The sequence below is a fragment of the Deinococcus sp. LM3 genome (assembly GCF_002017875.1).
Classification (GTDB): domain Bacteria; phylum Deinococcota; class Deinococci; order Deinococcales; family Deinococcaceae; genus Deinococcus.
This window is the reverse complement of the sequence record NZ_MUFV01000005.1, coordinates 1-22,386: the sequence shown is the minus strand read 5'-3', so window position 1 is coordinate 22,386 and position 22,386 is coordinate 1. Positions and strand designations below refer to the sequence as shown.

Genomic DNA, 22,386 nt, shown 5'->3' with positions numbered 1-22,386 from the left:
GACTCCGGTGGAAGGGGCTGCAAAGACCCTTCAATCCGAGCGGATGCGACTCGCAGAGCTGCCCCGCAGAGTGGGAGCAGGGCGGTTTCCGGACGTGGAGCTGACAACCCGGCGCCCTTTCGATCTGTCAGCGAAACAGACGGAAACCGCATCACAGGGCCTTGCCGCCGCGCGTCAGGCGGAAGTTGATCAGGCCGAAGACCAGGCTGATCGCGGCGACCACCAGCCCCGCTGCCGCCGCCTGTCCGTACTGAAAGTCCTGGAAGGCCTTGGTGTAGACGTAGTACATGGCCGTGTAGGTGGAGCCTGCCGGGCCGCCCTGGGTCATCACGAAGATCTCCTCGAAGACCTTGATCGCGCTGATGGTGGACAGCACGCTACACACCAGGATGATCGGGCGCAGGCCCGGCAGCGTGATGTGCCAGAACACCTGAAGGCGGTTGGCACCGTCGATCACGGCGGCCTCCTCCAGTTCGCGGGGAATGCCCTGGAGACCCGCCAGGTACAGCACCATGTAGTAGCCGATGCCCTTCCAGAGCGTCACGAACATCACCGCCAGCAGCGCGGTCGCGGGGTTGTTCAGCAGCGAGTGCGGCTGGTCCATCAGGCCCAGGCGGGTCAGCACGAAATTGACCGGGCCGTCCTGCTGGTACATCCAGGTCCACATCAGCCCGACGATGGCGAAGCTGGTCACCACAGGCACGTAGTACGCCGTGCGGAAAAGACCGATGCCCGGCAGGTCACGGTTGACCAGCATCGCCACCGCGATGGAGAGCAGCTGAATGACCGGGACCACCAGCAGGTAGATCAGGCTGCTCCGCACGCCGCTCCAGAACTGCTCGTCCCCGGCGAGTTCGCGGAAGTTCTCCAGCCCCACCCACCGGGGCGGGGAGATGATGTTGTACTCGGTAAAGGCCAGGTAGGTGCCGAACACGACCGGCCAGAAGCTGTAGAGGACCAGCAGCACCAGGAAGGGCAGCAAGAAGGCGTAGGCAATCAGGGTGGTGCGGGCGCCCACCCGCCAGCTGGTGCCGCGCTGGCGCGGAGCGGCCGGCCGCAGCTCTCCGGAACTCTTTTGTAGACTCACCTTGTTCCCCCCAACAGTGTCAGGCCCAGCAGGGTGGGATTGGCGCCCCTGCCCTCGCTGACCAGCGTGACCTGTTTGATGACCTTGCCCGGCGCCGGATTGCGCCACTCGAGTACTCCCAGGGACACGTCCAGTCCGTCCTTCGTCTTGCCGAACCATGCCGGGGCCTGCACCATGCTGGTGACCAGCGGCTCGGTCCAGGCGCGGATATGGCGGCCGTATTCCAGCGGCTGGACCTGCCGCGTGCCGTCTGCGAACTCGATCTCATAGCGGCCGACTGGCTCGCGATCCGTGGGATGGGGCCATCCGGTCGTGTGCAGAAAGGCGATCCCGTCTGCTTTCGCTCCGATCGGCAGACTGACCCGCTCGGGCAACTGGCCCACGGCGGCGCGGCTGCCTCTGGTCATGACCGCGCCTGAGATCAGGAACCTGTAGGCGCCGATCTTCACTTCGCCGGACGGGAGCGCCGAGAGGTCGGTGCCGGGCCCTTTCTGAATCCATCCTGTCTCGTCACGGTCGGCCAGGGGTCGGGTGACCACGCTGGTGAGGTTCACGAGTTGCCCGTGCTGGGGTGTGTAGCTCGAGCCCCGGTACAGGTCGCGGTAGCGCGCGGCTGGGTTCTGCACGGGTGGAGCGGCGGGATTCCAGGCGCTCGCGGCTCCGCGCACGTAGGCCACCCCCTGGTCGGCCTGCCCGTCCCAGATGCTGGGGTTGCCGAAATAGCCGCTCCAGCGCGTCTGCACGTAGCCTGTCACCTCCGAGCGGGCTGCGCTCCGGGCGAAGCTTTCGGGGTTCATCGGGTCGCGCCAGCCTGCCGCGTAGGTGCTGAATCCCGCCCGCTTGATGTCCGCGAGCAGTGGATAGTCGGCAGCCGGGTTGTAAGCCCAGTACATCACCTCGATGTCCTTCGGCAATGCCGCTGGAATCTGCTCCCGGAAGGCGTCGGCGAAGGCCACATCGTGCCAGATCATGGTTCCGGCCCCCAGCGACTTCAGGTGGTGGTAGAGCCGCAGCGTGTCGTCGGTAAAGAGCTTCACGAAGCCCTGCGCCTTGCCGTTCTCACGGGCTGGGAACCGGTCGCGGTTGCGGACCTCGTCGTGCCCGATATGCACCCGCCGGGCCCCGAAGGTCTTCACGGCCTCCGTCAGGATGGGCAGCACCACGTCGTAGGTACGCGGATTGAGCGTGTCGTAGGCGAATGGGTTCTGACTCTGCGGGTCCTGCATCAGGTCCCTGTTGGCCCCGCCGTGAAAGAGCCACCCGGTGTGCCCCAGCGTCTCGATCAGGGGGATCGGCTCCAGGCCATAGCTGCGGGCGAGGTCCGCGATGCGCGCCGCCTCGGCCTTGCTGGCCCCGCCAGGGTGCGCGAAGCCGCCCTGCCGGGCGGCGTCCCACTGGACGTAGTTGCTCATCACCAGCACCGAGTTGTACTTCAGTCCGGCCAGCAGCGGAATCAGCGCGTCGTTGATCCCCTTGCTGTACTGGTCGAGGTACAGCATCGCCATGCGCTGGGAGAGCTGCGGAAAGTCGTTGACCTGCGCGAAGCGGATTCCGGTGGGGGTCAGCAGCTGCCGCAGTGTCTGCGCGCCGTAGTAAGCCCCTCTGGCATCAGCCCCCACCACCGTTGCTCCACCGCTGTCCACCCACAGCGCGTAGCCTTCGGGGCGATCGGTGAAGAGTCCCTTGTCCCGCGCGAGCTCCGCCAGTCGGGCGTCATGGCGGGTACCGATGACGATGCGGCCCGCCGCGCCGCTCGCCAGTGGCAGCGCCGTGTTCAGGCGGGTCATCCACTCGGTTTGCAGGTCGCGTGCGGCGGCCTGGAGTTCGTATGCAGTGCCGCGCACTTCCAGCGTGAGGCCCGCGAGTGGCAAGGTGCCCTGCGGATACTGCGCCCGCTGTGGCACCGGAATGATCTGGGCGGGCGGCAGCGCATGGAAGGCGTCGGGGACGGGTTTGAGCGGCAGCGCATGGAAGGCGTCGGGGACGGGTTTGAGCGGCAGCGCCAGGGCGCTCGGGGCGCCATACAGCGTGGCCGTGAGGGTGAGGGTCAGGAATGGATGCAACGGGGACCTCCTGGAGAGAGCAGCGTGGAAAAGCCAGCGGGGGACAGAGGCCTGCCCGCTCGCTGGCTGGCTGCGTGCGTTACAGGCTGGCGTTCCAGACTTTCACGGCGTCGTCCAGGGCTTCCTTGGCGCTCTTGGTCCCTGCCATCGCAGCCTCCATGTTGTCCTTGAAGGCCTTGAACAGCTTGGAGGCGTCGGGCACGACGACCGTGAGGTCCTGGGCGCGGCGCAACTGCCTGGCTGCCTGGAGGCGCCCCTGTTCCACGGCGCTCGCCCCGGCCTTCTGGAAGTAGGCGTCACGCGAGGATTTCTGGGTGGAGGGGAAGGTCGTCTTGGTGACCTTGGAAAAGGCGAGCTGGCTGGCGTCGTTGGTCAGGAAGCTCGCGAGTTTGAGGGCCACGTCCCGGTTCTGCACGCCCTTGGGCATGCTCATCGCCATCAGCGGGGTGTGAATCACGTTGCCGGCCAGGTCGAGCGGGTAGGGGCCGACCTTGGTCAGACCGTAGACGGTCTTGTTGTCGTTTTCCACCCGCAGGATGAACTGCGGTCCAGTGATGAGCATCCCCAGCTTGCCCGCGCCGTAGAGCTCGGTCGCGGCCGTGAAGCCCCGGCGCATGGTGTCTTCCGGGATGTAGCCTTTCTTGTACAGGTCCGCGTACTGCTGCACCATCCGCACGTGCTGGGGTGAGTTGAACACCGCCTTCTTGCCGTCTTTGGAGAGGATCGGCAGGCCCGCTTCCTGGAACATGTACAGGAAGCCGAGGTTGTTGATGTTGGGCACGAAGCCGTACATGCCGGTCTTGTCCTTGATCTGCTTGGCGGCGGCGATCAGGGTCTGCATGGTGCGCGGCGGATTGTTGGGGTCGAGTCCGGCTTTCCGGAACAGGTCGGTGTTGTAGGCCACGACCTTGGGTGACCAGTACCACGGCAGGCCGTAGACCTTGCCGTCCACCGTGAAGGTGTTCAGCGCGCCCTTGAAGTAGGTGTTCAGGACCGTCTGGCCCACGCCGTTCATGGTTTCAAGCGCCCCCTGCTGCTGGAGCTTCACGATCATGTCGGCGTTGAGGTTGACCACGGCGGGCGGGCGACCGGCGGCGACGGCGGCCAGCAGTTTCTGCTCGATGGCGTTGGCGGGTACGTCCACCCATTTCACGTCCACGTTCGGGTTCTGCTGCTCGAACTGGGTGGCGAGGCGCTCCATCTCGTCGTTGAAGAGGGGCGCCAGCGAGATGGTCCAGAACTCCACCTGGGTCTTCTGGGCAGCGGCGGTGGAGAGGCCGAGCAGGGCAGCGGTCAGCAGAATTTGTTTGCGCATGGTTGAGGGGTCCTTTCGGCGAGAGAGCTTTGGGTGAACCGTGACGAGGCGGGCGTGGCGCACGTGGCGTCCCGGTGGGCTGAATTTATGGGTTCGTCACATTCTGGCCTTCGCGGAGTGTGCCGGGAGGAAAGGCCGCAGGTTGGTGTCGGGGAGGCTGGACACTTTCGGAGCAGGTAAAGAGCAGGGTCATGACGGGTCCTCCTCTGGGCGCTAGTAGCTCTTGTCCACAACGGCAGAAGCGGTTGCCCTGACCGCTTCCTGTGCACCCGGAATCCGGGCATGGAGGCCGGTGTAGAGGGCCTCGAGCACCAGCAGCTGTCCAACCTTGCTGGCAACCGCCCCGCCGCCCAGGGGATCTTCGGGCGAGGCGGTGTGCAGGGTGCAACCGGCGTATTCGGTGACCGGGCTGCGGGCGCGGTGGGTGATGGCGACGACGAAGGCCCCACGCTCCCGGGCCTGGCGCAGCACGTGCACGGTGTCGACGGTGCTGCCCGAGCGGGTGATTCCGACTGCCACCGAGCCGGGTGGCAGGACGGCGGCGCGCATGGACGCCAGGTGCGGATCCGTCAGGGCCGCCGCGTTCAGGCCGAGGCGCAGCAGCTTGTAGGCGAAGTCCAGGGCCGTGACCCCGCTGGCCCCCTGACCAGTGAGCAGAATGCAGGGCGCCCCTGCCAGCGCGTTCAGGGCGCGCTCCAGCTCGCGGGGGTCGAGCACCTTGCTGGTATCCTCCAGCACCCGCGAGCAGGTGCGGACGGCGTGCGCGATCAGGCTTTCGGGCGTGCCGCTGGGGGCGTCCACCGGACCCTGCACGCTGGCCAGATCGGCGGCCAGGGCCAGCTTGAATTCCTGAAAGCCGGCGAAGCCCAGGTCACGGCACAGGCGCATCACGGTCGCCACTCCGGTGCCGCTCGCCTCGGCCAGCTCGGTCACCGTCTGGTAGATCACCTCGCCGGGGTGTTCGAGTGTATAGGCCGCTGCGCGTTGCTGGGCCGGGGTCAGCAACTCTATCTGCGCCCGCAGGCGGCTGAGCGCCCCGGTGATCCGCGTCCGGTCCTCGATCATCGGGTGGCCACCTGCCCGGCAGCGTCCCGCAGGGCCGCCGTGAACCAACGGGTGACGTCGTCGGGCCGGGTGATGGCGGACCCCACGACGACCGCGTGCGCGCCGAGTTCCAGGGCGCGCACGGCGTCGGCAGGAGTTTTCAGGCGCCCTTCGGCCAGGAAGGGGATGCCGGCGGCGTGCAGTCCCTGCATCAGCTCGAAATCGGGAGCCTCCTGCTGCGGGCTGTCGGGGGTATAGCCCGACAGGGCCGTGCTCACCAGATCGGCCCCCGCGTGCAAGGCCGCGGCCGCTTCCGCCAGGGTGGCCACGTCTGCCAGCGCCAGCGCTCCTGCCGCCTGGATGGCACCAATCAGTTCGGGAACGCTGTGTGGCCGGGGGCGCCGGGTCGCGTCGAAGGCCACCATCGCGCAGCCGAGTCCGGCCAGCTGCTCAGCCTCCGCCGGGGTCGGCGTGATGTAGACGTCGGTGTCATCGCGCCACGTCTTCGTCAGGCCGATCAGGGGCAAGGCACTCACGCTCTGCACGGCCCGCACGTCCTCGGCCGAGCGGACGCGCAGTCCGGCGGCCCCGCCCAGTTCGGCGGCGCAGGCCAGGGCGGCGATGATGCGCGAATCCCGCAGCGGGCTGCCGTCATCGGCCTGCACCGACACGATGAGTTGCGAGTGCAGCCGGTCGAGCACACTCCGGGCAAGGCGGGGATGAATCACGGAGACTCCTTTGGCGAGGCGGGCGAACTGGATGGCCGCGCGGTGAGCGAGCAGCGCGGTTGGAGAAAAATTCCAGGATTGACTGTGAAGTTGGAATAAGACTACTCTTGGAGCAAACCGCTGTCAATCAATGCCCAAACTGGAACTTTGTTCCAAAGGAGACCCATGCCCGAACATGCTCCCCAGGCCGGCCCGCTGCTGATGGTCGATATTCCTGGCCCCGACCTCGACGCCGACACCCGCGAACATCTGCGCCGCCACCGGATCCGGGCGGTCTGCCTGTTTCGCAAGAACGTCGAGAGCGAGCCGCAGCTCGCCCGGCTGGTGGCGGACCTGCGCGACGTGATGGGTGCTGGAGCGCTGATCGCCATCGACCAGGAGGGCGGCGGCGTCTTCCGCACGCCGTTCTGGCCGGCCGCCCCCAGCGCCCTGAGCCTGGGGGCGGCCGGCGACCCCACCCTGGCCCGCGAGGTCGGCGCGGCGGTTGCGCGACCCCTGGCCGCCGTGGGAATCAACTGGAACTTCGCGCCGGTACTGGACCTCAACGTGAATCCGCACAACCCCGTCATTGGGGACCGCGCCTTCGGGTCGGACCCCGACCGGGTGACCGAGCTGGCCCTCGCCTGGCTGGAGGGTTCGCTCTCGGAGGGCGTGGCAGGCTGCGTCAAGCATTTCCCGGGCCACGGGGACACCGTCCTGGACAGCCACCTCGCGCTGCCCCGGGTGGCCAAGGGACGCGCCGAACTGGAGGTGGGCGAGTTCGTCCCCTTCCGCCGGGCCTTCCGGGAGGCCGAGGTGCCCGCCGTCATGACGGCACATATCGTCTACCCGGCGCTGGATCCGGACCTGCCTGCGACGCTCTCCCCCGCGCTGCTGACCGGGCTGCTACGGGACGACTGGGGCTACGGCGGCGTGGTGATCACCGACTCGATGGGAATGAAGGCTATCGACGACCACTACGGGCGCGGCGAGGCGGCCGTGCTGGCGCTGCTGGCCGGGGCCGACATGGTGATGGCCCTGGGACGGCGCTCGGCGCAGGAAGAAACCCTGCAGGCGGTGGAAGAGGCGATCGCCGCCGGACGGGTGCCGGACGTGGCAGACAAACTCGCCCGACTGGACTCGCTGGCCCGCCAGTACCCCAGCCGCTCCAGGGCGTACCTACCCCCGCAGCGGACCGCGGACGCCTCCCTGCTGGGAGACGCGTGGGCGCGCGGGCTCACGCGCTACCGCGATCCGGTCCTGCCTCCCCGGGGAGCGGGCGTCACTCTGGTCGCCGTGGCCGAGGTGCCCGGCGAGAACGTGATGGAAGCGGGCGTCAGTGGTCAGGACCTTGCGCGGCGCCTAGGAGGGCTGTACGAGGTCGAGACCCTGCTCGTCACCGACCCGGCTCCCCTCGACTGGCAGGCCCTGCGGGCCCGTGGACGAACCGTGATCCTGGCCACCACGGCCCGCCACCGGCACCCCGCCTGGCGCGGGGCGACGCCTGACCTTCACCTGGCGCTGTGGAATCCGTACGCGGCGCTGGACGTGAATGCGCCCGCACTGATCACCTACGGCTTTCGCCCGGAGGCCCTGGACGCCCTGCAGCGCTGTCTGGCTGGAGAGACCACCGCGGACGGTGAATTACCCGTGCCACTGGGTCAGGTGGCCCGGTGAAGGTGACTGGATGCCCCGGCGGGGGTGGGGTCGTCGGCCGCTTCCCGGCCTCCCCTCAACCACCGACGGCTTTCACCCAGGGGCACACCCGTGACCCTCCAGAAGCCGACTGACCGCCAGAAGCCCGCAGGCATCAGGCCTCCAGCAGGACACCCCTCTGCGTGACTGGCGTCCATCGACTGCGGGGCACCCGGCAACGAAAGGCCCTCTCGGCACACCACCCTCACAGCAGTCCACCTCCCTGGTGGGGGCACGTCCATCCCTGGCGCGCCTGGAAAGGTCATCATGCGTAACCGACTCAGCCTGCTCGCCGCCTCCGCGCTTCTCCTGACCGCCTGCGGCCACCTCTCCTCTGCACCTCAGTCTGCCGTGCACCCGGCGGGGACGCTCGGCACGCAGTCCACCGGAGCGGAAGAACCCAGCCAAGACGCGCTTGACCTCAGTGAGGGTGCCGCGCCACTGCCGTCCATCGGAATCGACCCGGACGTCTTCGGCCCGCTCGGCACCCAGAGCGCCGCCACACCTCCCGGGCACGCCTCGGATGGCGTCTTCCTGCGTTGCCGCAACGAGATGAGCGGAGCCTATTCCCGCTTTCAGACCGATCCGGCCCGCACAGGCCCGGTGAACTTCATTGAGGGTACCGCCTTCATGCCGGACATCCGCGCGACCAATACGGTGTTTCCCTACCTGTACCTGGGGGGCCAGCCGCGCCAGGGTCGCGCCGCCGACGCCGGAATCTACGCCGTCCAGGACGGAGCGTGGATTCCCGTCATCAATGTCGAGGGCAAACAGAAGAATATTGCCCGTGAGAACGGCGAGGACGGCTTCCAGTATGTCTATCGCCTGTCGGGCAACCAGAGCGCCTCGATGCGGATGAGCATTCCCCATGACGGCGCCCTGCGTCTGGAGATTTCCGGTTCCTGGCTGAAGTTCCGCGTCACGCCGAAAGGCGTGGTACTGGTCGGGGACAGCGGCTTTGCCACCCGCGAGATCCTCCATGAGGAGGCGATCGGCTGGAAAACCGCAGGCGAGGATCAGGTGTTCAAGGTCATGACCACCATCGCCTTTCCCGGCCGGGGAGACTTCCGCCTGCTCAGCGGCAATTACGCCTTCCGGGGATCGTCGTGGCGTGAACTGGTCGTGGGTCAGCTGGAAGGGGCCTCCGGGAAGCCCTGGCGTCGTCCCCTCGCCCCGGGCATGTTGTGGAGTGCCTGCGCCCAGCCCGCCGATATCGTCACGGTGACCCCTGACAGCGCCCTGCCGAACATCCGCGCCAGCATCAAGCTGCGGGAGCGCGCCGCGCTCGCCCTGCCTTCAGGCAGCACCTTCGATCTGACGGCCCCGGTGCGGCAGACGGTCCGTTCCACCCTGGCGTTCGCCAACCAGGGCGTACCCGAGTCCTTCGTGCATTACGCGCTCACGCCGCTGGGACGTGAGCACACGGTCAAGTCCGAGAGCGGCGTTCTGGCCGTCGGGGAGCAGCACACCACGCGCCTGGACGCCGTGTGCGGCAGCCAGGCCGGAACGGAGGAACGCGCCACGAACCTGCTGTACGCCGTGGGAGAGACTTACGACGGCTCAGTACCGAGCGCGCTGCCCGGGGCGCAGAAGGGGGACCTGCTGTACCGCGCCCAGCCGGTGATCGTCAGGCTGACCTGTACGGATCCGCGCTGATACGGACTCCGATTGAATGGGCTGCAAAGCCCATTCAATCGGAGCGAAGCGAGTGGGAGCGGGGCGGGTTCCGGACGTGGAGCCGGCAATCCGGTGAAGTTCCGGAGTGTTGGCGAAACAAACGGAATCCGTATGAGATGACGCGGGGGGTGCGCCGTCCCTCTGTTGCGCCGTCCCTTCCCCACGCTCAGACCGGTTCTGCCTTCCCGCCTCCCCGCTCCGACCGGGAGGCGGCCCTCACTGCGACTTGCCACAGGAGCCTGATGCCTCAGCTGTTCACCGGTTCGCTCTCTGCCCGGCCCACTGCGCCGCTCACCAGACCAAGGTGTTCCACATGTCCTTGACCCTCGCCCAGCGCCTGCAACTCCTCGAGAAGCGCCGCGACGATTTCGCCGCCTGGCGGATGGCCCGCGAGTGGCCTGTGGAGGGGTGGACTTTCACAGCACCCGGCGCTCCCCCACGCTGCTGCGGCTCGGTGACCCCTGGCCGCAGGTGGATCAATCGGTTGCGGGCGGCCCGGTGCGGTTCGCAGCCGAATTTCAGGTGCCTGCCAGCTTCGCGGGCCGGATGGTGGAACTCGAACTCGACGTGGGCGGCGAGGGCTTCGTGCAGATCACCAGCAGCGCCCTGACACAAACGCTGACCGGCGGGCTGAACGAGTACCACCGCGCCTTCCGGGTGGCCGGGTGCGCCATGGGCGGCGAAAAGGTCCGGGTCGAGATCGAGGCGGTGCCCAAGGGACTGTTCGGCACCCCGAACCCCGCCCCGCGCCTGACCCGTGCCCACCTCGTCGCGCCCGAGGCGGCGGTCCAGGGCCTGCTGCTCGACCTCACCGCCGTGCTGGAGGCCGCGCGGGTACTGGGCGGCCTCCAGACGGGACGCAGCCCGCGCGAGGGGACGCCCGGAAACGTCCACGAGGTTGTCCCGCATCTGCTGGCCGCCGCCGAGGCCGCGCTCGCGGACCTCGAGTGGCCCTCGGGCACCTCTGGATATCTGGCCCGGATCTCCCACGGCTCGGCGGGACGCAGCCACGCAGGCGACGTGTGGGACCGCCTGCCGGACTTGCCTGCGCCCCAGCCGCTTCCCCCGGAAATCGTCGCGGGCATCGAGCGGGCGCGCGTGGCCCTGGCAGGACATCTCGACCGGGTGCGGGCGCTCTACCCTCCCAGCGGCCGCCTGGCCCTCAGCGGACACGCGCATATCGACCTTGCCTGGCTGTGGCCGGTCGCCGAGACGCGCCGCAAACTGCGCCGGACCTTCCACACCCTGCTGGAGTTGATGGACCGTTACCCGGAGTTGCTGTTCGGTCAGTCCTCCGCGCAGGTCTTCGCCTGGCTGGAAGAGGACGACCCGGCCCTTCTTCAGGCCCTGCAGGCCCGCGCACGGGAGGGCCGCTTCGAGCCGGTCGGGGGCATGTGGGTGGAACCCGACTGTCAGATGACGGGCGGAGAGTCGCTGGCGCGGCAACTGCTGTACGGTCAGCGCTACTTCAAGGCCAGATTCGGGCATGCCAGCACGGTGGCCTGGCTCCCCGACACCTTCGGCTTTACCTCGGCGCTACCGCAACTGCTCCTCCAGGCGGGCATCGGGGGCTTTTTCACCACCAAGCTCAACTGGAACGAGACGACCGTCTTTCCATACGACCTGTTCGAGTGGGAAGGCCTCGACGGCAGCCGGGTGCGGGCGCATACCTTCTACAACCCGGCGGGGCGGGCCTACAACGGTCTGGTCGAGCCGCTTGACCTGCTGGGCACCTGGCGGCAGTTTCAGGGTCAGGCCCTCCCGCTCTGGATGGGCGGGGAGGAGATCCGTGAGCCCGAGAGCCTCTTCACGTTCGGGCACGGCGACGGTGGCGGTGGCCCGGCGAGCGAGCATCTGGAGCTGTATGCCCGGCTGCGCGACTTCCCGGCGCTTCCGCGGCTGCGAATGAGCCGGGTGGACGACTTCTTTGCGTCCCTGCCCCGCGAAGGCCTGCCGGTCTGGGTGGGCGAGCTCTATCTGGAGTTCCACCGGGGCGTCCTGACCTCGCAGGCACGGCTCAAGTGGCTGAACCGCGCAGCGGAGGCCCGCCTTCTGGAAGCCGAGGCCTTCGCCAGCCTGGCCCACCTGGCGGGGCATGCCTATCCCGCCGCCGAGCTGGAGGCGATCTGGAAAAACACCCTGCTCAACCAGTTCCACGACATCCTGCCCGGCTCCAGCATCCGCGAGGTCAACGTGGTCGCCAGAGCCGAACTGGAGGAGGTCGTCACTCGCGCTGCGGGCCTCCGAGACGCGGCGGTGCGGGCACTGACGGCGGGGGAGAACCATGTGGGCCGCTGGGCCATCGCCAACTCCGCGTTGCATGACCGGCCGCTGAGTGTGCTGCTTCCCGGCGCGTCCGGTGCCGTCCATGATGCGGACGGCCAGCCGCTGCCCGCCCAGCCGGTGGAGGGCGGTCTGCTGGTCCACGCCCCGGGGCGCGACGTGTCCGCCCTGAGTCTGCTGGAACTGCGCGCCGAACCGGGCGACACCCCCCCTGTGTCCGCCCGCGTGCAGACGCGCGAGACGGCAGACGGCTGGATCCTGGGAAACACCCTGTTGGAAGTGCTGATCGGCACGGACGGCACCCTGCACCGGATCTACGACAAGCAGGAGCGGCGCGAGGTCCTGGAGGGTCGCGGCAACCGCCTGATCGCCCACTTCGACCTGCCCCGCGAGTACGACGCCTGGGACGTGGCACCCAGCATCGAGGGCGAGGGCGAGGAGATCGGCGGGGTGGAGACCCTGGAATTGATCGAGGCCGGACCTCTACGCGCTGCCTTACGGGTCACCCGGCGCTGGCGCGAATCGCGCCTCACGCAAACCTACCGCCTGCGTGCCGACTCGCGCCGGATTGAGATCCACACCCGCGCCGAGTGGCACGAGCGCCGCACACTGGTCAAGGCGGTCTTTGAACTGAAGATACGCACCCACGAAGCCTGGTTCGAGACGGCTTTCGGCGCCGTTTCCCGCCCCACCCACCGCAACTCCCCCGGCGACGCGGCGCGATTCGAGGTCGCCGGGCACCGCTGGGCCGACCTGGGGGAGAGCGGCTACGGCGTCTCTCTGCTCAACGACAGCAAATACGGGCACTCGGCGCTGGGGGGACCCTGGCGCTGACCCTGCTGCGCGGTCCGATGTACCCCGATCCCACCGCCGACGAGGGCGAGCACGAATTCAGCTACGCGCTGTTCCCCCACGTGGGGCGCTGGAACGAGGCCGGCACCGTGCGTGAGGCCTTTGACCTGAACAGCCCGCTGGTGGCGGTTCCCGCTTCTGGCCCAGTTCCGACTGGAGGCTGGGTGAGCGGTTCGGGCCTGCCGGTAGCCCTGGGTGCCCTCAAGAAGGCGGAGGAGGACGGCGCCCTGATCATGCGGCTCTACGAGCCGCATGGAGCGCGCGGGGAAGCCCGACTCGAAATCGCGGGACTGAGGGGAGCCGAATGCGTGAACTTGCTGGAGGAAGCGCCGCGGCCGCTCACCCTCACTGGTGAAACGGTCATCCTCGATCTGCGGCCCTATGAGGTCGTGACGCTGAGGTTGCATTTCTCTACAGGCAGGAATGGCCTGACCCCAAAGCGTGAACGGGACGAAGTTGAGATTCGGCCCGGGCGCGTGCAAGTTTGTCCTTCTTGAGGAGCAGGCCAAAGGCCAGTGTGGATCGCAAAAAGTGGCTCGCCCAGCGCAGTGCTGAAGTCGTCGCTCAGGGCGCAGAGTAACCCTCGCGCGGATGATTATACGGACTGCCGTCTGTTTCGCTGACAACCCGGAACATCCCCGGGTTGCCAGCTCCACGTCCGGAGGGGCGTTTCTCTCCTTCTCGCTCCGCTCCGATTGAACGGCTTGCAGAGCCGTTCAATCGGAGTCCGTATTAGGCGAACTTCTACTTGATGTGCGGCTGACGCGCTTCTCGAGCGAGGTTTGAGGCACCCCGCCTTGGAAGTGTCTGAGGAGCCATGATCACCGAGGACCGAGCGAACTGCTGGTCAATATTGCCTGCCGGATGTCCTTGCCGCCAAGGAGGGCGAGGACCATGAAGGAGAGCACCTCGACCTGACCATGGCGGAACTCCGGAAAATGCGCGGTGAAGCAGCGGGTTAGCTTGGCGGAGGAGGGGGACGCGCCATGTTCTCGCGTGTCAACTGAAATTCTTCAAGCCCCACGGGAAAGTATCGGGCACTGAGGTCAGAGGGGCATTTGGGAAATGGCGTTTTGGGGTTCCCGTGCCCACCCCGAGCTGAGACCGAAGTCTGTCCGCAGGGCTGACCGCTTGACAAGGCCGATCTGTACCCATACGCTTCGGAGCAAGCCAATACGTATTACTTCAGGAGGTTCATGATGCGCCGTCCCGCCCTGTACACTTTTCTCGCTTCGATGCTCGCCGTGGCATCTTCCGCGCAGGCGACTGAACTGCGCTTCAGCACCTGGGCCGGCGGCGATGGCCTGGCCCTCCTGCAGCAGCTTGCGCGGGAATACACAGCCAAAACCAATGTGGATGTCCGGATAGAAGTCACGCCGTTTGCGGATTACAGCCGTAAGCTGGCTGTGCAAATTGCTTCTGGTGACGCCCCCGATGTCGGATGGCTCTCTGAACGCGACGTACCGACATTTATCGCGTCTGGCAACCTTGTCAATGTGGCTTCACTGGGCAAGGTGGCTGCTTTCGGGCTTTCGGACTTCACGACGTCTTCGCTGAGTCTCTGGAAGCGTAATGGCAATCTCTACGGCCTCCCCTTCTCCAACTCGCCACTTGTGCTGTTTTATAATAAGGACCTCTTTGCACAGGCCAAGATCACGGACCCTCTGGCCCAGTACGCCCGGGGGCAGTGGGACTATGCCGCCTTCCAGAAGTCGGCACTGGCCATCAAAACCAAAACGGGCAGTTCCGGCGCACGGGTCATGCGAGTCGATCCCAAGGCCTGGGCAGGCGGACTGCTGGCCGTACTGTGGTCGCACGGTGGTGGCGTGTACGACAGCAATCAGAAGTGCAATCTGAACTCCGCCGGTAGCCTGCGCGCTTTCAACCTGATGCAGGAGATGATGTTCAAGGACGGCAGCATGCCGCGTCCCGGAGATCAGACGAGCTTCGAGGGCGGGAAGCTGGGTATGTACTACGACAACGTCAGTTACGCTGGGCAGCTGAAAGACGCCAAGTTCAAATGGGGTGTCGCCCCCCTTCCCAAGGGTCCAACGGGACGCATAAGCCAGTTGGGTCAGGCTGGGTATGTCGCGTTCAGCAAAGGTCGTAACCAGGCCGAAGCGCTTGCCTTCCTGCAGTTTCTTGCATCACGGGAAAACATGAACCGCACAGCGAAGTTCTTCCCCCCGCCCCGGCAGAGCATCCTGAAGAGCAGCGCTTATCTGGGCAGCAACCCCGCGATACCAGCTTCGATGCTGAAAACCGCACTGACCAGTCAGATTGCCTCGGCACGAGTGCTTCAGACAACCACCGACTGGCTGAAAGCCAATGATGTGATTACCAGCAGTCTGGACCGGGTGTTTCAGCCCGGCGCGGACCTCCGGTCGATCCTGGACACCACCTGCCGCACGGTTGACCGGCTGTGACGCTCGCCCGCCGTGAGGCTCGGGCGGGCCTGCTGCTCTCCCTGCCCTACGTGCTGGGCATGCTCGCGTTCATCATCGCTCCTCTGGTCGCAGTCCTGTGGATGTCCCTGACCAGCTGGTCACTGCTGGACCCACCCCGGATGAGCGGGCTGAGCAATTACATGCGTCTCGCGGATGATCTGGAGTTCCGGGGGAGCCTCACCGTGACCGCCTTCTTCACCGTGGGAATCGTGCTGCTGAACATCGGGGTGGCGCTCGCCCTGGCCAGCCTGCTGAATGTTCGCCTGCCAGGCATCGCTGCCTTCCGATCCATGGTGTTCTCCCCGGTGGTGATGCCCATTGTCGCCTGGTCTCTGATCTGGAAGTTCCTGCTCCAACCGCAGGGACCGATCAACGGTACGCTCCAGGGAATGGGTTTCGAGAATGCCAACCTGCTCCTCGCACCCCAAACGGCGCTGGGTACGGTCATTGTGATTGAAGTGCTCAAGGCAGTGGGACTGAACACGGTGATCTTCTTGAGCGCCTTACAGGGAGTGCCCCCCGAGCAGCGGGAGGCCGCTCACCTGGATGGGGCCAGCCCCTGGCAGGTCTACCGCTACATCACCCTTCCAATGATCTCCCCCACTCTCTTTCTGGTCTTTCTGGTGACCGTGATCGGTGCTTTGAAAGTCTTCACGCCTATCTGGGTTCTCACTGGGGGAGGTCCCGCCAGTGCGACCACCACCCTGATCGTGTACATGTTCAAGCAGGGCTTCACTTTTTTCGAGTTCGGCTACGCTTCCGCCCTGGCAGCCATTCTCTTCGTCGTCGTACTGCTGCTGACGCTGTTGCAGTGGCGGATGCGCCGGGCACTGGTGTTCTATGAGGAGTAACCTTCCCCCCTCGCGTACCCCCTGGTCAGTTCTGCTTTACGTATTACTGGTCATCGTCTGTCTTCCATTTGTCGCCCCGATCCTGTGGATGTTCCTCTCCAGCGTGAAGTCAGCCCAGGGATCTTCGTAATCCATTCGGTCTGAATCTCGATGCAGGTTTGACCAACTTCGCTCGCGTCTTCGGAGACTACCCATTTGCACGTCAGTATCTCAACAGCCTACTGACGGTCGCTATTACCGTCCCGGTTACCCTCATCCTGTCTGCGACGGCCGGGTACGCGTTCGCGCGCCTGCGCTTTCCAGGGCGGAATCTTGCCTTCGTGTTCACGCTCGCCGCAATGATGATTCCGGCTGAACTCACCGCGATCCCACAGTTCATTGCGTTCCGGGCACTTCAACTCTCCAACTCCCTTGTCCCTATCATTCTGCTGCAGGTCTTCAGTGCCACTGGTGCCCTCTGCGTCTTCCTGATGCGCCAGCACTTCATTACGCTGCCACGCGAACTCGATGAGGCTGGACGCATTGATGGGCTAGGAACGCTGGGCGTCTTCTGGTACATCACACTGCCTCTGTCCCGGCCAGCCCTGGCGACGGTCACTATTTTCGCAGTGCTGAATTCCTGGAACGATTACTTCAATCCCCTGATCTACCTGAACGACGAGGCGCGCATGACCCTGCCCCTGGCCCTGCAACGATTCACCGACCCACTGGGCGGCACGTACTGGAATCTCACACTGGCCGCCAGTGTCCTGGTGGCACTGCCCGTCCTGCTGGCCTTCCTGATGGCCCAGCGTACCTTCATTGAAAGCCTCGCGGCGAGCGGGACAAAAGGATGACCGAGCACTTCACGCCCATCCTGATCGTCGGTGGAGGCGTCGGCGGTGTGGCCGCTGCTCTTGCGGCCCTGCGCCTGGGGCACCGTGTCATTCTCACGGAGGAATCTCCCTGGATTGGAGGGCAGCTCACCAGCCAGGCCGTTCCACCAGATGAAGCAATCTGGATCGAGGACTATGGCGCCACCGCCACCTACGCCGAGTTTCGCCGCCGGATTCGGCAGCATTACCGGGAGCACGTGTACGCCACCCCACAGGCGGCAGCCGATCCCTATCTCAATCCTGGTGCAGGAAACGTCGGCCGGCTGTGCCACGAACCTCGTGTGGCCCTCCAGGTTCTGGAAAGTATGCTCGCCCCCTACCGGACGTCGCGCCAGCTGCGTCTTTGGACGGACACGGCCCCCGTTCAGGTAGAACTGGATGGAGACGTGATCCGCGCTGTCACTTTCCAGCACATCTCGGGCGTCCAGCATATCGTGCAGGCCCAGTACGTTCTGGACGCCACTGAACTGGGAGAGCTGACTGAGCTCAGCGGAGCAGAAAGCGTCATTGGTGCCGAAAGCCAAGGGGAGACCGGGGAGCCCCACGCCCTAGAGTCTGCGCAACCCCTCAACCAGCAGGCCTTTACGTGGTGTTTTGCGATGGATCACCAGGAGGGAGAAGACCACACGATTGACCGGCCAGAACATTACGATTTCTGGCGGGATTATCAGGCTCCCTTCTGGCCCGCTCCGCAACTGTCCTGGACTTACCCGCATCCGATTACCGGGACACCGATCTACCGCGATCTGTTCGGTGATCCGCGTGAGGTGGCTCACAAGGGTGACTTCTGGCACTACCGCCGTATCGTCACGAACCGACATTACACACAGGAGACGCCAGATGTCACGCTGGTGAACTGGCCGCAGAATGACTACTGGCTGGGACCTCTTGTCGGCGTCGATGCGGTAGAAAAGGCCCGTCACCTGGAAGCCGGAAAAAATTTAAGTCTTGCGCTGCTGTACTGGATGCAGACGGAAGCTCCCCGTCACGACGGAGGACAAGGTTACCCAGGCCTACGGCTCCGGGGTGACCTGACTGGCACTGAACTCACTCACGGTTTAGCCTTACGGCCATACGTCAGGGAAGCCCGTCGCATCCGGGCACTGTTCACAGTCACAGAGACGATGATCGGGGTGGAGGCCCGCGGCGCCATGCAAGGAGCAGAAGTCTTCGCAGATAGTGTGGGCGTCGGACAGTACCGCATTGATCTGCATCCCTCCACAGGTTGGACGCGGGTACGTGGATGTGGCCAGCTGGCCCTTCCAGATTCCTCTGGGCGCCCTGATCCCTGTCCGCGTCAACAACCTGATTGCTGCCGGCAAGACGTTAGGAGTCACGCACATTACCAACGGATGCTACCGCCTGCATCCAGTGGAATGGAACGTCGGGGAAGCGGCGGGCGCACTCGCCGCCCACTGTCTGGAACGCGACCTGCCTCCTTCCGCCGTACGTGAACAGGATCTCCCCGCTTTCCAGGAACGACTGGTTCAACTGGGCTTACCACTCGCCTGGCCGGACTCCTATCGCCTGACACCGTCTCCAGGTTTTTAAATCCCATGCCTCAACGTCCCACACAGAAAGAAATCGCCCGACTCGCAGGGGTTTCCCAGACTGTCGTATCGCAAGTCCTGAACGGCCACACCACAGGCACGCGAATCAACCCGGATACGCGGGCCCGAGTCCTGCAGACCATCAAGGAATTGGGGTACGTCCCCAATGCTGCTGCCCGGAGATTGGTGGGTGCCGCAGTTCGCTGATCGGTGTATTCACCTATGAAGCTGTCTTCCCGGGAAGTACCGTGACTTCTACGCGCCTTTCCTGGAAGGCATTGAAGAAGAGGCGTCCCGGCAGGGCCAGGACCTCCTGCTGCATACCAGCAGCACTGGGAGCAGACGTCGATTGTCGGAGGCGAGCCGCACCCGCCTCTCCTCACGGACGGCACCCTCCTGCTGGGTGACCCTGGCGAGCAGGAACGCCAGGATCTGGTTGAAGCGCTCCGCGGCGGCCACCCGCTGGTGTTCGTCGGTCGACGCGAACTGCCAGGCGCAGATCTTCCACACGTGACAGCAAATTACACGGAAGCGACCCAGGAAATGACTCAGCGCTTTTTGAGCCTGGGACATCGGCAGCTGATGTACTTAGGGCGACAGGAGCGTACCGAATCGGCTGCTGATCGCGAACAGGGGTTCCGGGCCGTAGCTGGAAGCGCGGCGCCGGTCTTGCGTCTTCTGCCGGAACAAGTGAATGACGCATTTCTACGCGAGGTGCTTACCCAGGGCGTGACGGGATTTCTGGTAGAGAACGACGCCCTGATGCGCGCCCTGGATGCCACAGCAATGCAGGGAGGATTCCGCTCCCCTGATGACTTCTCCAGTGCCGTACTGGGCGATGCGATCACTGGCCAACCGGATGATCCGCACTGGACCCGCCTGCGTGTTCCCCGCGTAGAGATGGGGCGCGGCGCCGTCGAAGTGCTGTTGCGTCTATTGGGAAACGACCCTGTACAGAACGCCATATTTCGCTGCGCGATCCACGAAGGGATCAGCCTGGGACCTGCCCCGCGTGTCATATGACTGCTCTTTTGCCAGGAAGTCCGTGGAACGGCGTGGAGGTGGCTCGGAAGCCATAGCCGATGAGGTCGTCTGGAAAAAGATCGAACCTGACTGAACGATTTGGAGTGACACAGGGGAGACGGAGAGTAATCGGTGTGGAGTGGTGACCCCGCGCCACCTCAGGCACCACTCCATACCGTCCTGTCGCATCCCTCTTTGCCTTTCGGAGGCCGTTATATGGGCAATCAATCCCTTCATCCTCTTCTCGAACGCCTACGCGGGGGCCTGGTGGTGTCGTGTCAGGCTCATCCAGGCAGTCCCTTGCGCGAGCCTTTCATTATCAGCCGCTTGGCTCTAGCGGCTCAACACGGCGGCGCGGCAGGGCTGCGCATTCAAGGTTTCGCTGATGTGCAGGCAGTGCGGGCCGTGACGGATCTGCCCCTTATCGGTCTGACAAAAACCGACCGGGAGGACACCAGCGTCTACATCACTCCGACGGCTGAGGAAGCTGTTCATCTCGCCAAACTGGGTTGCGAGATCGTCGCACTGGACGCAACGCTCCGGCCGCGCCCAGAACCGCTTCAGGGCATTTTTGCTGCTGTCCATGAGGCTGGCGCTCTGGTCATGGCAGACATCAGCACACTGGAGGAAGCCCAGGCGGCAATGGCACTTGGTGCAGACATCGTCAGTACGACACTGAGTGGATACACGCCGTACAGTCGTCAACTCGGCGGCCCGGACTGGACACTGATGAACGAGTTGCGAGAAGCAGAAGTGCCATTCGTTGCTGAGGGTCGGCTGCACAGTCCTGCAGAGGCTACCCAGGCTCGGCGGCAGGGAGCCGTCTTCGTGGTCGTTGGGTCCGCCATCACCAGGCCGGACGTCATCACCAGTTGGTTCACCAAGGCCCTCCATGACTGAAGGATCGGGTCTGCGGCTGGCAGTGGATCTTGGCGGCACCACCACCCGGGCCGCCCTTCTTCATGAGGCGCTGTGCAGCGGCGCATACAGATGCCCACCTGTGCGAAAGATGGCCCGGACGCAGTGATTTCCCGGCTGATTGACCTGGTGGAGCAGTTAAAGCCGGCGGCTCGTGTCCCGCTGGGTGTTGCGTGTACTGGACGTGTTGAGGCCGGACGCGTGACGGCCGTCAATCAAACCACCATGCCGGGATGGACGGCCGTGCCTGTTGCTCAGAGTCTGGAACGGGCACTCGGCATCCCCGTTCATGTTCTCAACGACGCCCGAGCTGCCACCCTGGGAGAATGGCAAGCCCGAGGAGCGTTGGTTGATCGCAACTTCATGTTTGTGACGGTCTCAACTGGTATCGGTAGCGGCCTGGTTCTGAGAGGCCAGTTGCATGACCCGCCGGTGGGCGGGACATTGGACTGGGATTCACTCGAGGAATAAATGGCGCGGCTCTGGAACTCAGTGCGTCTGGCAGTGCCCTCAACGGTGTGGCGCACTCTGCCGGTTTCTCAGGAGTAGAGGCTCTGTTCGATGAGGCAGAAAGGAACGATCCGCGGGCTCAGGCTCTCCTGCATGCCCCGCTGTCAGCTCTGGCTGACCGGTTGTGGGATGCCCATTGCCTGATAGGCCTGGATACCATTTGCCTTGGGGGAAGTGTGGGTCTACGCAAGTACACCCAGGCATTCCTCTCAGCTGCTTTCGGCAATTCGGGAACTCCAGACATCCAACGGGCCCATCACGGGCAGACGCCGGTCTCGTTGGCGCCGCGCTTTTCGCAGTACACAAGGAAAAGTATCCAGGTCCGTGACGGTACCTTCGAACTCTGCACACCGGCAAGTTTTCAAGATTCGCTCACCGCAGAGCAGAAACACGATGACCAGCAGGACGCCCCATGAGTCCACGGTCACTCCTGCGTCATCGTCGCTCACCTCCAGGCAGACTGAGCTCTACAGTCAGGGCATGGGCCCCCGCGCCACCACCGACCTGCCTGCCGGGAAGAAGGTGCCCGTCAGGCCCCCGGCCGCGTTACTGCTGATCGTTGCAGGATGTTTCGCCGCGATCATCGGCCTCCACCGCGCCGGACTCCTCCAGGGAGAGCTCTGGATCCTGGTGACCGCGCTGGGGTCCGTGCTGATCCGGATCATCTGGATGGTCTGGCGGGAACGCGGGCGCCTCAAACCGGACGAGCCGCCTGCCGTTCGTCTGCCGCGCGGCGTTCGCAGGAGGCGGGGGTTGCCCCGTGACCGCGGGACCCTCGCGCCCGCCGACCCGGCCGCGTACCGGCGGCAGAAAGCGGCCCGGCGGGAACGCGAGCGCCTCGAACGCCAGGAGCGTCAGCGGCTCATGGACGATTACTCCGCCCGGTACCCCTGGCGCCTGGGACTGTGGCGCCTGCAGCCGGAGGCACTTAAGGAACGACCGGACTGGCCGGGTCATTACCGCGTGCGGTGGCCGGGTACGGTGTGGCGGTGGGAAGAGGGTGACTGGGCGCCGCTGGGACCCACGCAGGACGTGACGCTCGGACCGCCAGCTCCGGGGATGGATGTGCAGGCCTACCGGGTGCAGCTCGAGCAGTGGGACCGGCCGGAACCAGGTTGGTGGGTCGAGATCACAGGGGCAGGGGAAGTGGGAGGGGATTCATCCCCTCCCTGGGCATGAGCAGTCCAGCGGTTCATCGCGCCGGGTGACCCGGACTTCAGGGGAGGTCGCGCCGGAACTCCAGGCCGCGTCACGTCCTGCACACACACCCGCCGCTGCCCGGGGTACGCCGACCAGCGCTCCACACGGTTGGTATTCGGCTCGGCGCCGGCGTTGTCCAGGACGACCTGCATCCGGCCCGTCAGGAAGTTGACGCTGACCGTCTCGCTGTCCAGGGTCGCGCGGTGCACCATGGACCGGTCATACCCGATCACTCGGAAGCAGCCGTCCTGCCAGCGGACGTTGAACGTCACCGAACCGGCCGTCCAGG

17 protein-coding genes and 1 pseudogene are annotated in these 22,386 nt (G+C 65.4%); 13 read left to right on the top strand and 5 right to left on the bottom strand.

All coding sequences use genetic code 11. The features are described 5' to 3' along the window. Window positions 1-151: 151 nt before the first annotated feature. The 5 genes from BXU09_RS18475 to BXU09_RS18455 all read right to left on the bottom strand — a co-directional run bounded on the left by BXU09_RS18475 (window position 152) and on the right by BXU09_RS18455 (window position 6,237). A complete protein-coding gene (locus BXU09_RS18475; protein ID WP_078305885.1) occupies window positions 152-1,060 on the bottom strand; it encodes a sugar ABC transporter permease in 909 nt (302 codons plus the stop codon). Between the two features lie 23 nt (window positions 1,061-1,083). Continuing rightward, complete coding sequence (locus BXU09_RS18470; RefSeq protein WP_240501507.1) at window positions 1,084-3,150, bottom strand: beta-N-acetylhexosaminidase; 2,067 nt, start codon at window positions 3,148-3,150, stop codon at window positions 1,084-1,086. Between the two features lie 79 nt (window positions 3,151-3,229). Next, complete coding sequence (locus BXU09_RS18465; RefSeq protein ID WP_078305792.1) at window positions 3,230-4,465, bottom strand: sugar ABC transporter substrate-binding protein; 1,236 nt, start codon at window positions 4,463-4,465, stop codon at window positions 3,230-3,232. A 213-nt stretch (window positions 4,466-4,678) separates the two neighbouring features. Then, complete coding sequence (locus BXU09_RS18460; RefSeq protein WP_078305791.1) at window positions 4,679-5,530, bottom strand: MurR/RpiR family transcriptional regulator; 852 nt, start codon at window positions 5,528-5,530, stop codon at window positions 4,679-4,681. Further along, on the bottom strand, window positions 5,527-6,237 hold the full coding sequence (locus BXU09_RS18455) for a putative N-acetylmannosamine-6-phosphate 2-epimerase (RefSeq protein WP_240501505.1): 711 nt from the start codon (window positions 6,235-6,237) through the stop codon (window positions 5,527-5,529). The genes BXU09_RS18460 and BXU09_RS18455 overlap by 4 nt, the downstream gene beginning before the upstream one ends. A 165-nt stretch (window positions 6,238-6,402) precedes the next feature. On the opposite strand from BXU09_RS18455, the gene nagZ reads away from it, so the two are divergent. The 13 genes and pseudogenes from nagZ (at window position 6,403) to BXU09_RS18390 (ending at window position 22,076) form a co-directional block, all read left to right on the top strand. Beyond that, complete coding sequence (nagZ, locus tag BXU09_RS18450; RefSeq protein ID WP_240501504.1) at window positions 6,403-7,893, top strand: beta-N-acetylhexosaminidase; 1,491 nt, start codon at window positions 6,403-6,405, stop codon at window positions 7,891-7,893. A gap of 285 nt (window positions 7,894-8,178) precedes the next feature. Further along, complete coding sequence (locus BXU09_RS18445) at window positions 8,179-9,567, top strand: hypothetical protein (protein WP_144012390.1); 1,389 nt, start codon at window positions 8,179-8,181, stop codon at window positions 9,565-9,567. A 429-nt stretch (window positions 9,568-9,996) separates the two neighbouring features. After that, on the top strand, window positions 9,997-12,705 hold the full coding sequence (locus BXU09_RS18440; RefSeq protein ID WP_144012389.1) for a glycoside hydrolase family 38 C-terminal domain-containing protein: 2,709 nt from the start codon (window positions 9,997-9,999) through the stop codon (window positions 12,703-12,705). Window positions 12,706-12,722: 17 nt separating this feature from the next. Then, window positions 12,723-13,220 (top strand): glycosyl hydrolase-related protein, encoded by a 498-nt coding sequence (locus BXU09_RS20600; protein ID WP_144012388.1) that lies wholly within the window; start codon window positions 12,723-12,725, stop codon window positions 13,218-13,220. Window positions 13,221-13,919: 699 nt separating this feature from the next. Continuing rightward, window positions 13,920-15,149: a sugar ABC transporter substrate-binding protein gene (locus tag BXU09_RS18435; protein ID WP_240501503.1), complete on the top strand. Its 1,230-nt coding sequence runs from the start codon at window positions 13,920-13,922 to the stop codon at window positions 15,147-15,149. Next, on the top strand, window positions 15,146-16,021 hold the full coding sequence (locus tag BXU09_RS18430) for a sugar ABC transporter permease (RefSeq protein WP_240501501.1): 876 nt from the start codon (window positions 15,146-15,148) through the stop codon (window positions 16,019-16,021). Before BXU09_RS18435 ends, BXU09_RS18430 begins: the two co-directional genes overlap by 4 nt. Window positions 16,022-16,179: 158 nt before the next feature. After that, window positions 16,180-16,857 (top strand): carbohydrate ABC transporter permease, encoded by a 678-nt coding sequence (locus BXU09_RS18425; protein ID WP_205684187.1) that lies wholly within the window; start codon window positions 16,180-16,182, stop codon window positions 16,855-16,857. Further along, a pseudogene (locus tag BXU09_RS18420) lies at window positions 16,854-18,065 on the top strand (FAD-dependent oxidoreductase); the annotation flags it as partial. The gene BXU09_RS18425 and the pseudogene BXU09_RS18420, both read left to right, overlap by 4 nt. A gap of 10 nt (window positions 18,066-18,075) precedes the next feature. Continuing rightward, on the top strand, window positions 18,076-18,447 hold the full coding sequence (locus BXU09_RS22035) for an FAD-dependent oxidoreductase (protein WP_346417606.1): 372 nt from the start codon (window positions 18,076-18,078) through the stop codon (window positions 18,445-18,447). A gap of 509 nt (window positions 18,448-18,956) precedes the next feature. Beyond that, window positions 18,957-19,469 (top strand): substrate-binding domain-containing protein, encoded by a 513-nt coding sequence (locus tag BXU09_RS18405; RefSeq protein ID WP_168174675.1) that lies wholly within the window; start codon window positions 18,957-18,959, stop codon window positions 19,467-19,469. Window positions 19,470-19,685: 216 nt separating this feature from the next. Further along, window positions 19,686-20,369 carry an N-acetylmannosamine-6-phosphate 2-epimerase gene (locus BXU09_RS18400; RefSeq protein WP_078305786.1) on the top strand — a complete coding sequence of 228 codons (684 nt, stop codon included), beginning with the start codon at window positions 19,686-19,688 and terminating at the stop codon, window positions 20,367-20,369. A gap of 72 nt (window positions 20,370-20,441) precedes the next feature. Then, window positions 20,442-20,858: an ROK family protein gene (locus BXU09_RS18395; RefSeq protein WP_078305785.1), complete on the top strand. Its 417-nt coding sequence runs from the start codon at window positions 20,442-20,444 to the stop codon at window positions 20,856-20,858. 519 nt (window positions 20,859-21,377) lie between these two features. Beyond that, entirely contained in the window at window positions 21,378-22,076 is a 699-nt protein-coding gene (locus BXU09_RS18390) for a hypothetical protein (RefSeq protein ID WP_078305784.1), read from the top strand. Window positions 22,077-22,386: the final 310 nt, after the last annotated feature.

Bases quoted from the DNA above. Each gene is read 5' to 3' on its own strand.
- BXU09_RS18445 (WP_144012390.1), top strand. From the start codon at position 8,179: ATGCGTAACCGACTCAGCCTGCTCGCCGCCTCCGCGCTTCTCCTGACC.
- BXU09_RS18435 (WP_240501503.1), top strand. From the start codon at position 13,920: ATGATGCGCCGTCCCGCCCTGTACACTTTTCTCGCTTCGATGCTCGCC.
- BXU09_RS18460 (WP_078305791.1), bottom strand. From the start codon at position 5,530: ATGATCGAGGACCGGACGCGGATCACCGGGGCGCTCAGCCGCCTGCGG.
- BXU09_RS18390 (WP_078305784.1), top strand. From the start codon at position 21,378: ATGGGCCCCCGCGCCACCACCGACCTGCCTGCCGGGAAGAAGGTGCCC.
- nagZ (WP_240501504.1), top strand. From the start codon at position 6,403: ATGCCCGAACATGCTCCCCAGGCCGGCCCGCTGCTGATGGTCGATATT.
- BXU09_RS18465 (WP_078305792.1), bottom strand. From the start codon at position 4,465: ATGCGCAAACAAATTCTGCTGACCGCTGCCCTGCTCGGCCTCTCCACC.
- BXU09_RS20600 (WP_144012388.1), top strand. From the start codon at position 12,723: ATGTACCCCGATCCCACCGCCGACGAGGGCGAGCACGAATTCAGCTAC.
- BXU09_RS18400 (WP_078305786.1), top strand. From the start codon at position 19,686: ATGGGCAATCAATCCCTTCATCCTCTTCTCGAACGCCTACGCGGGGGC.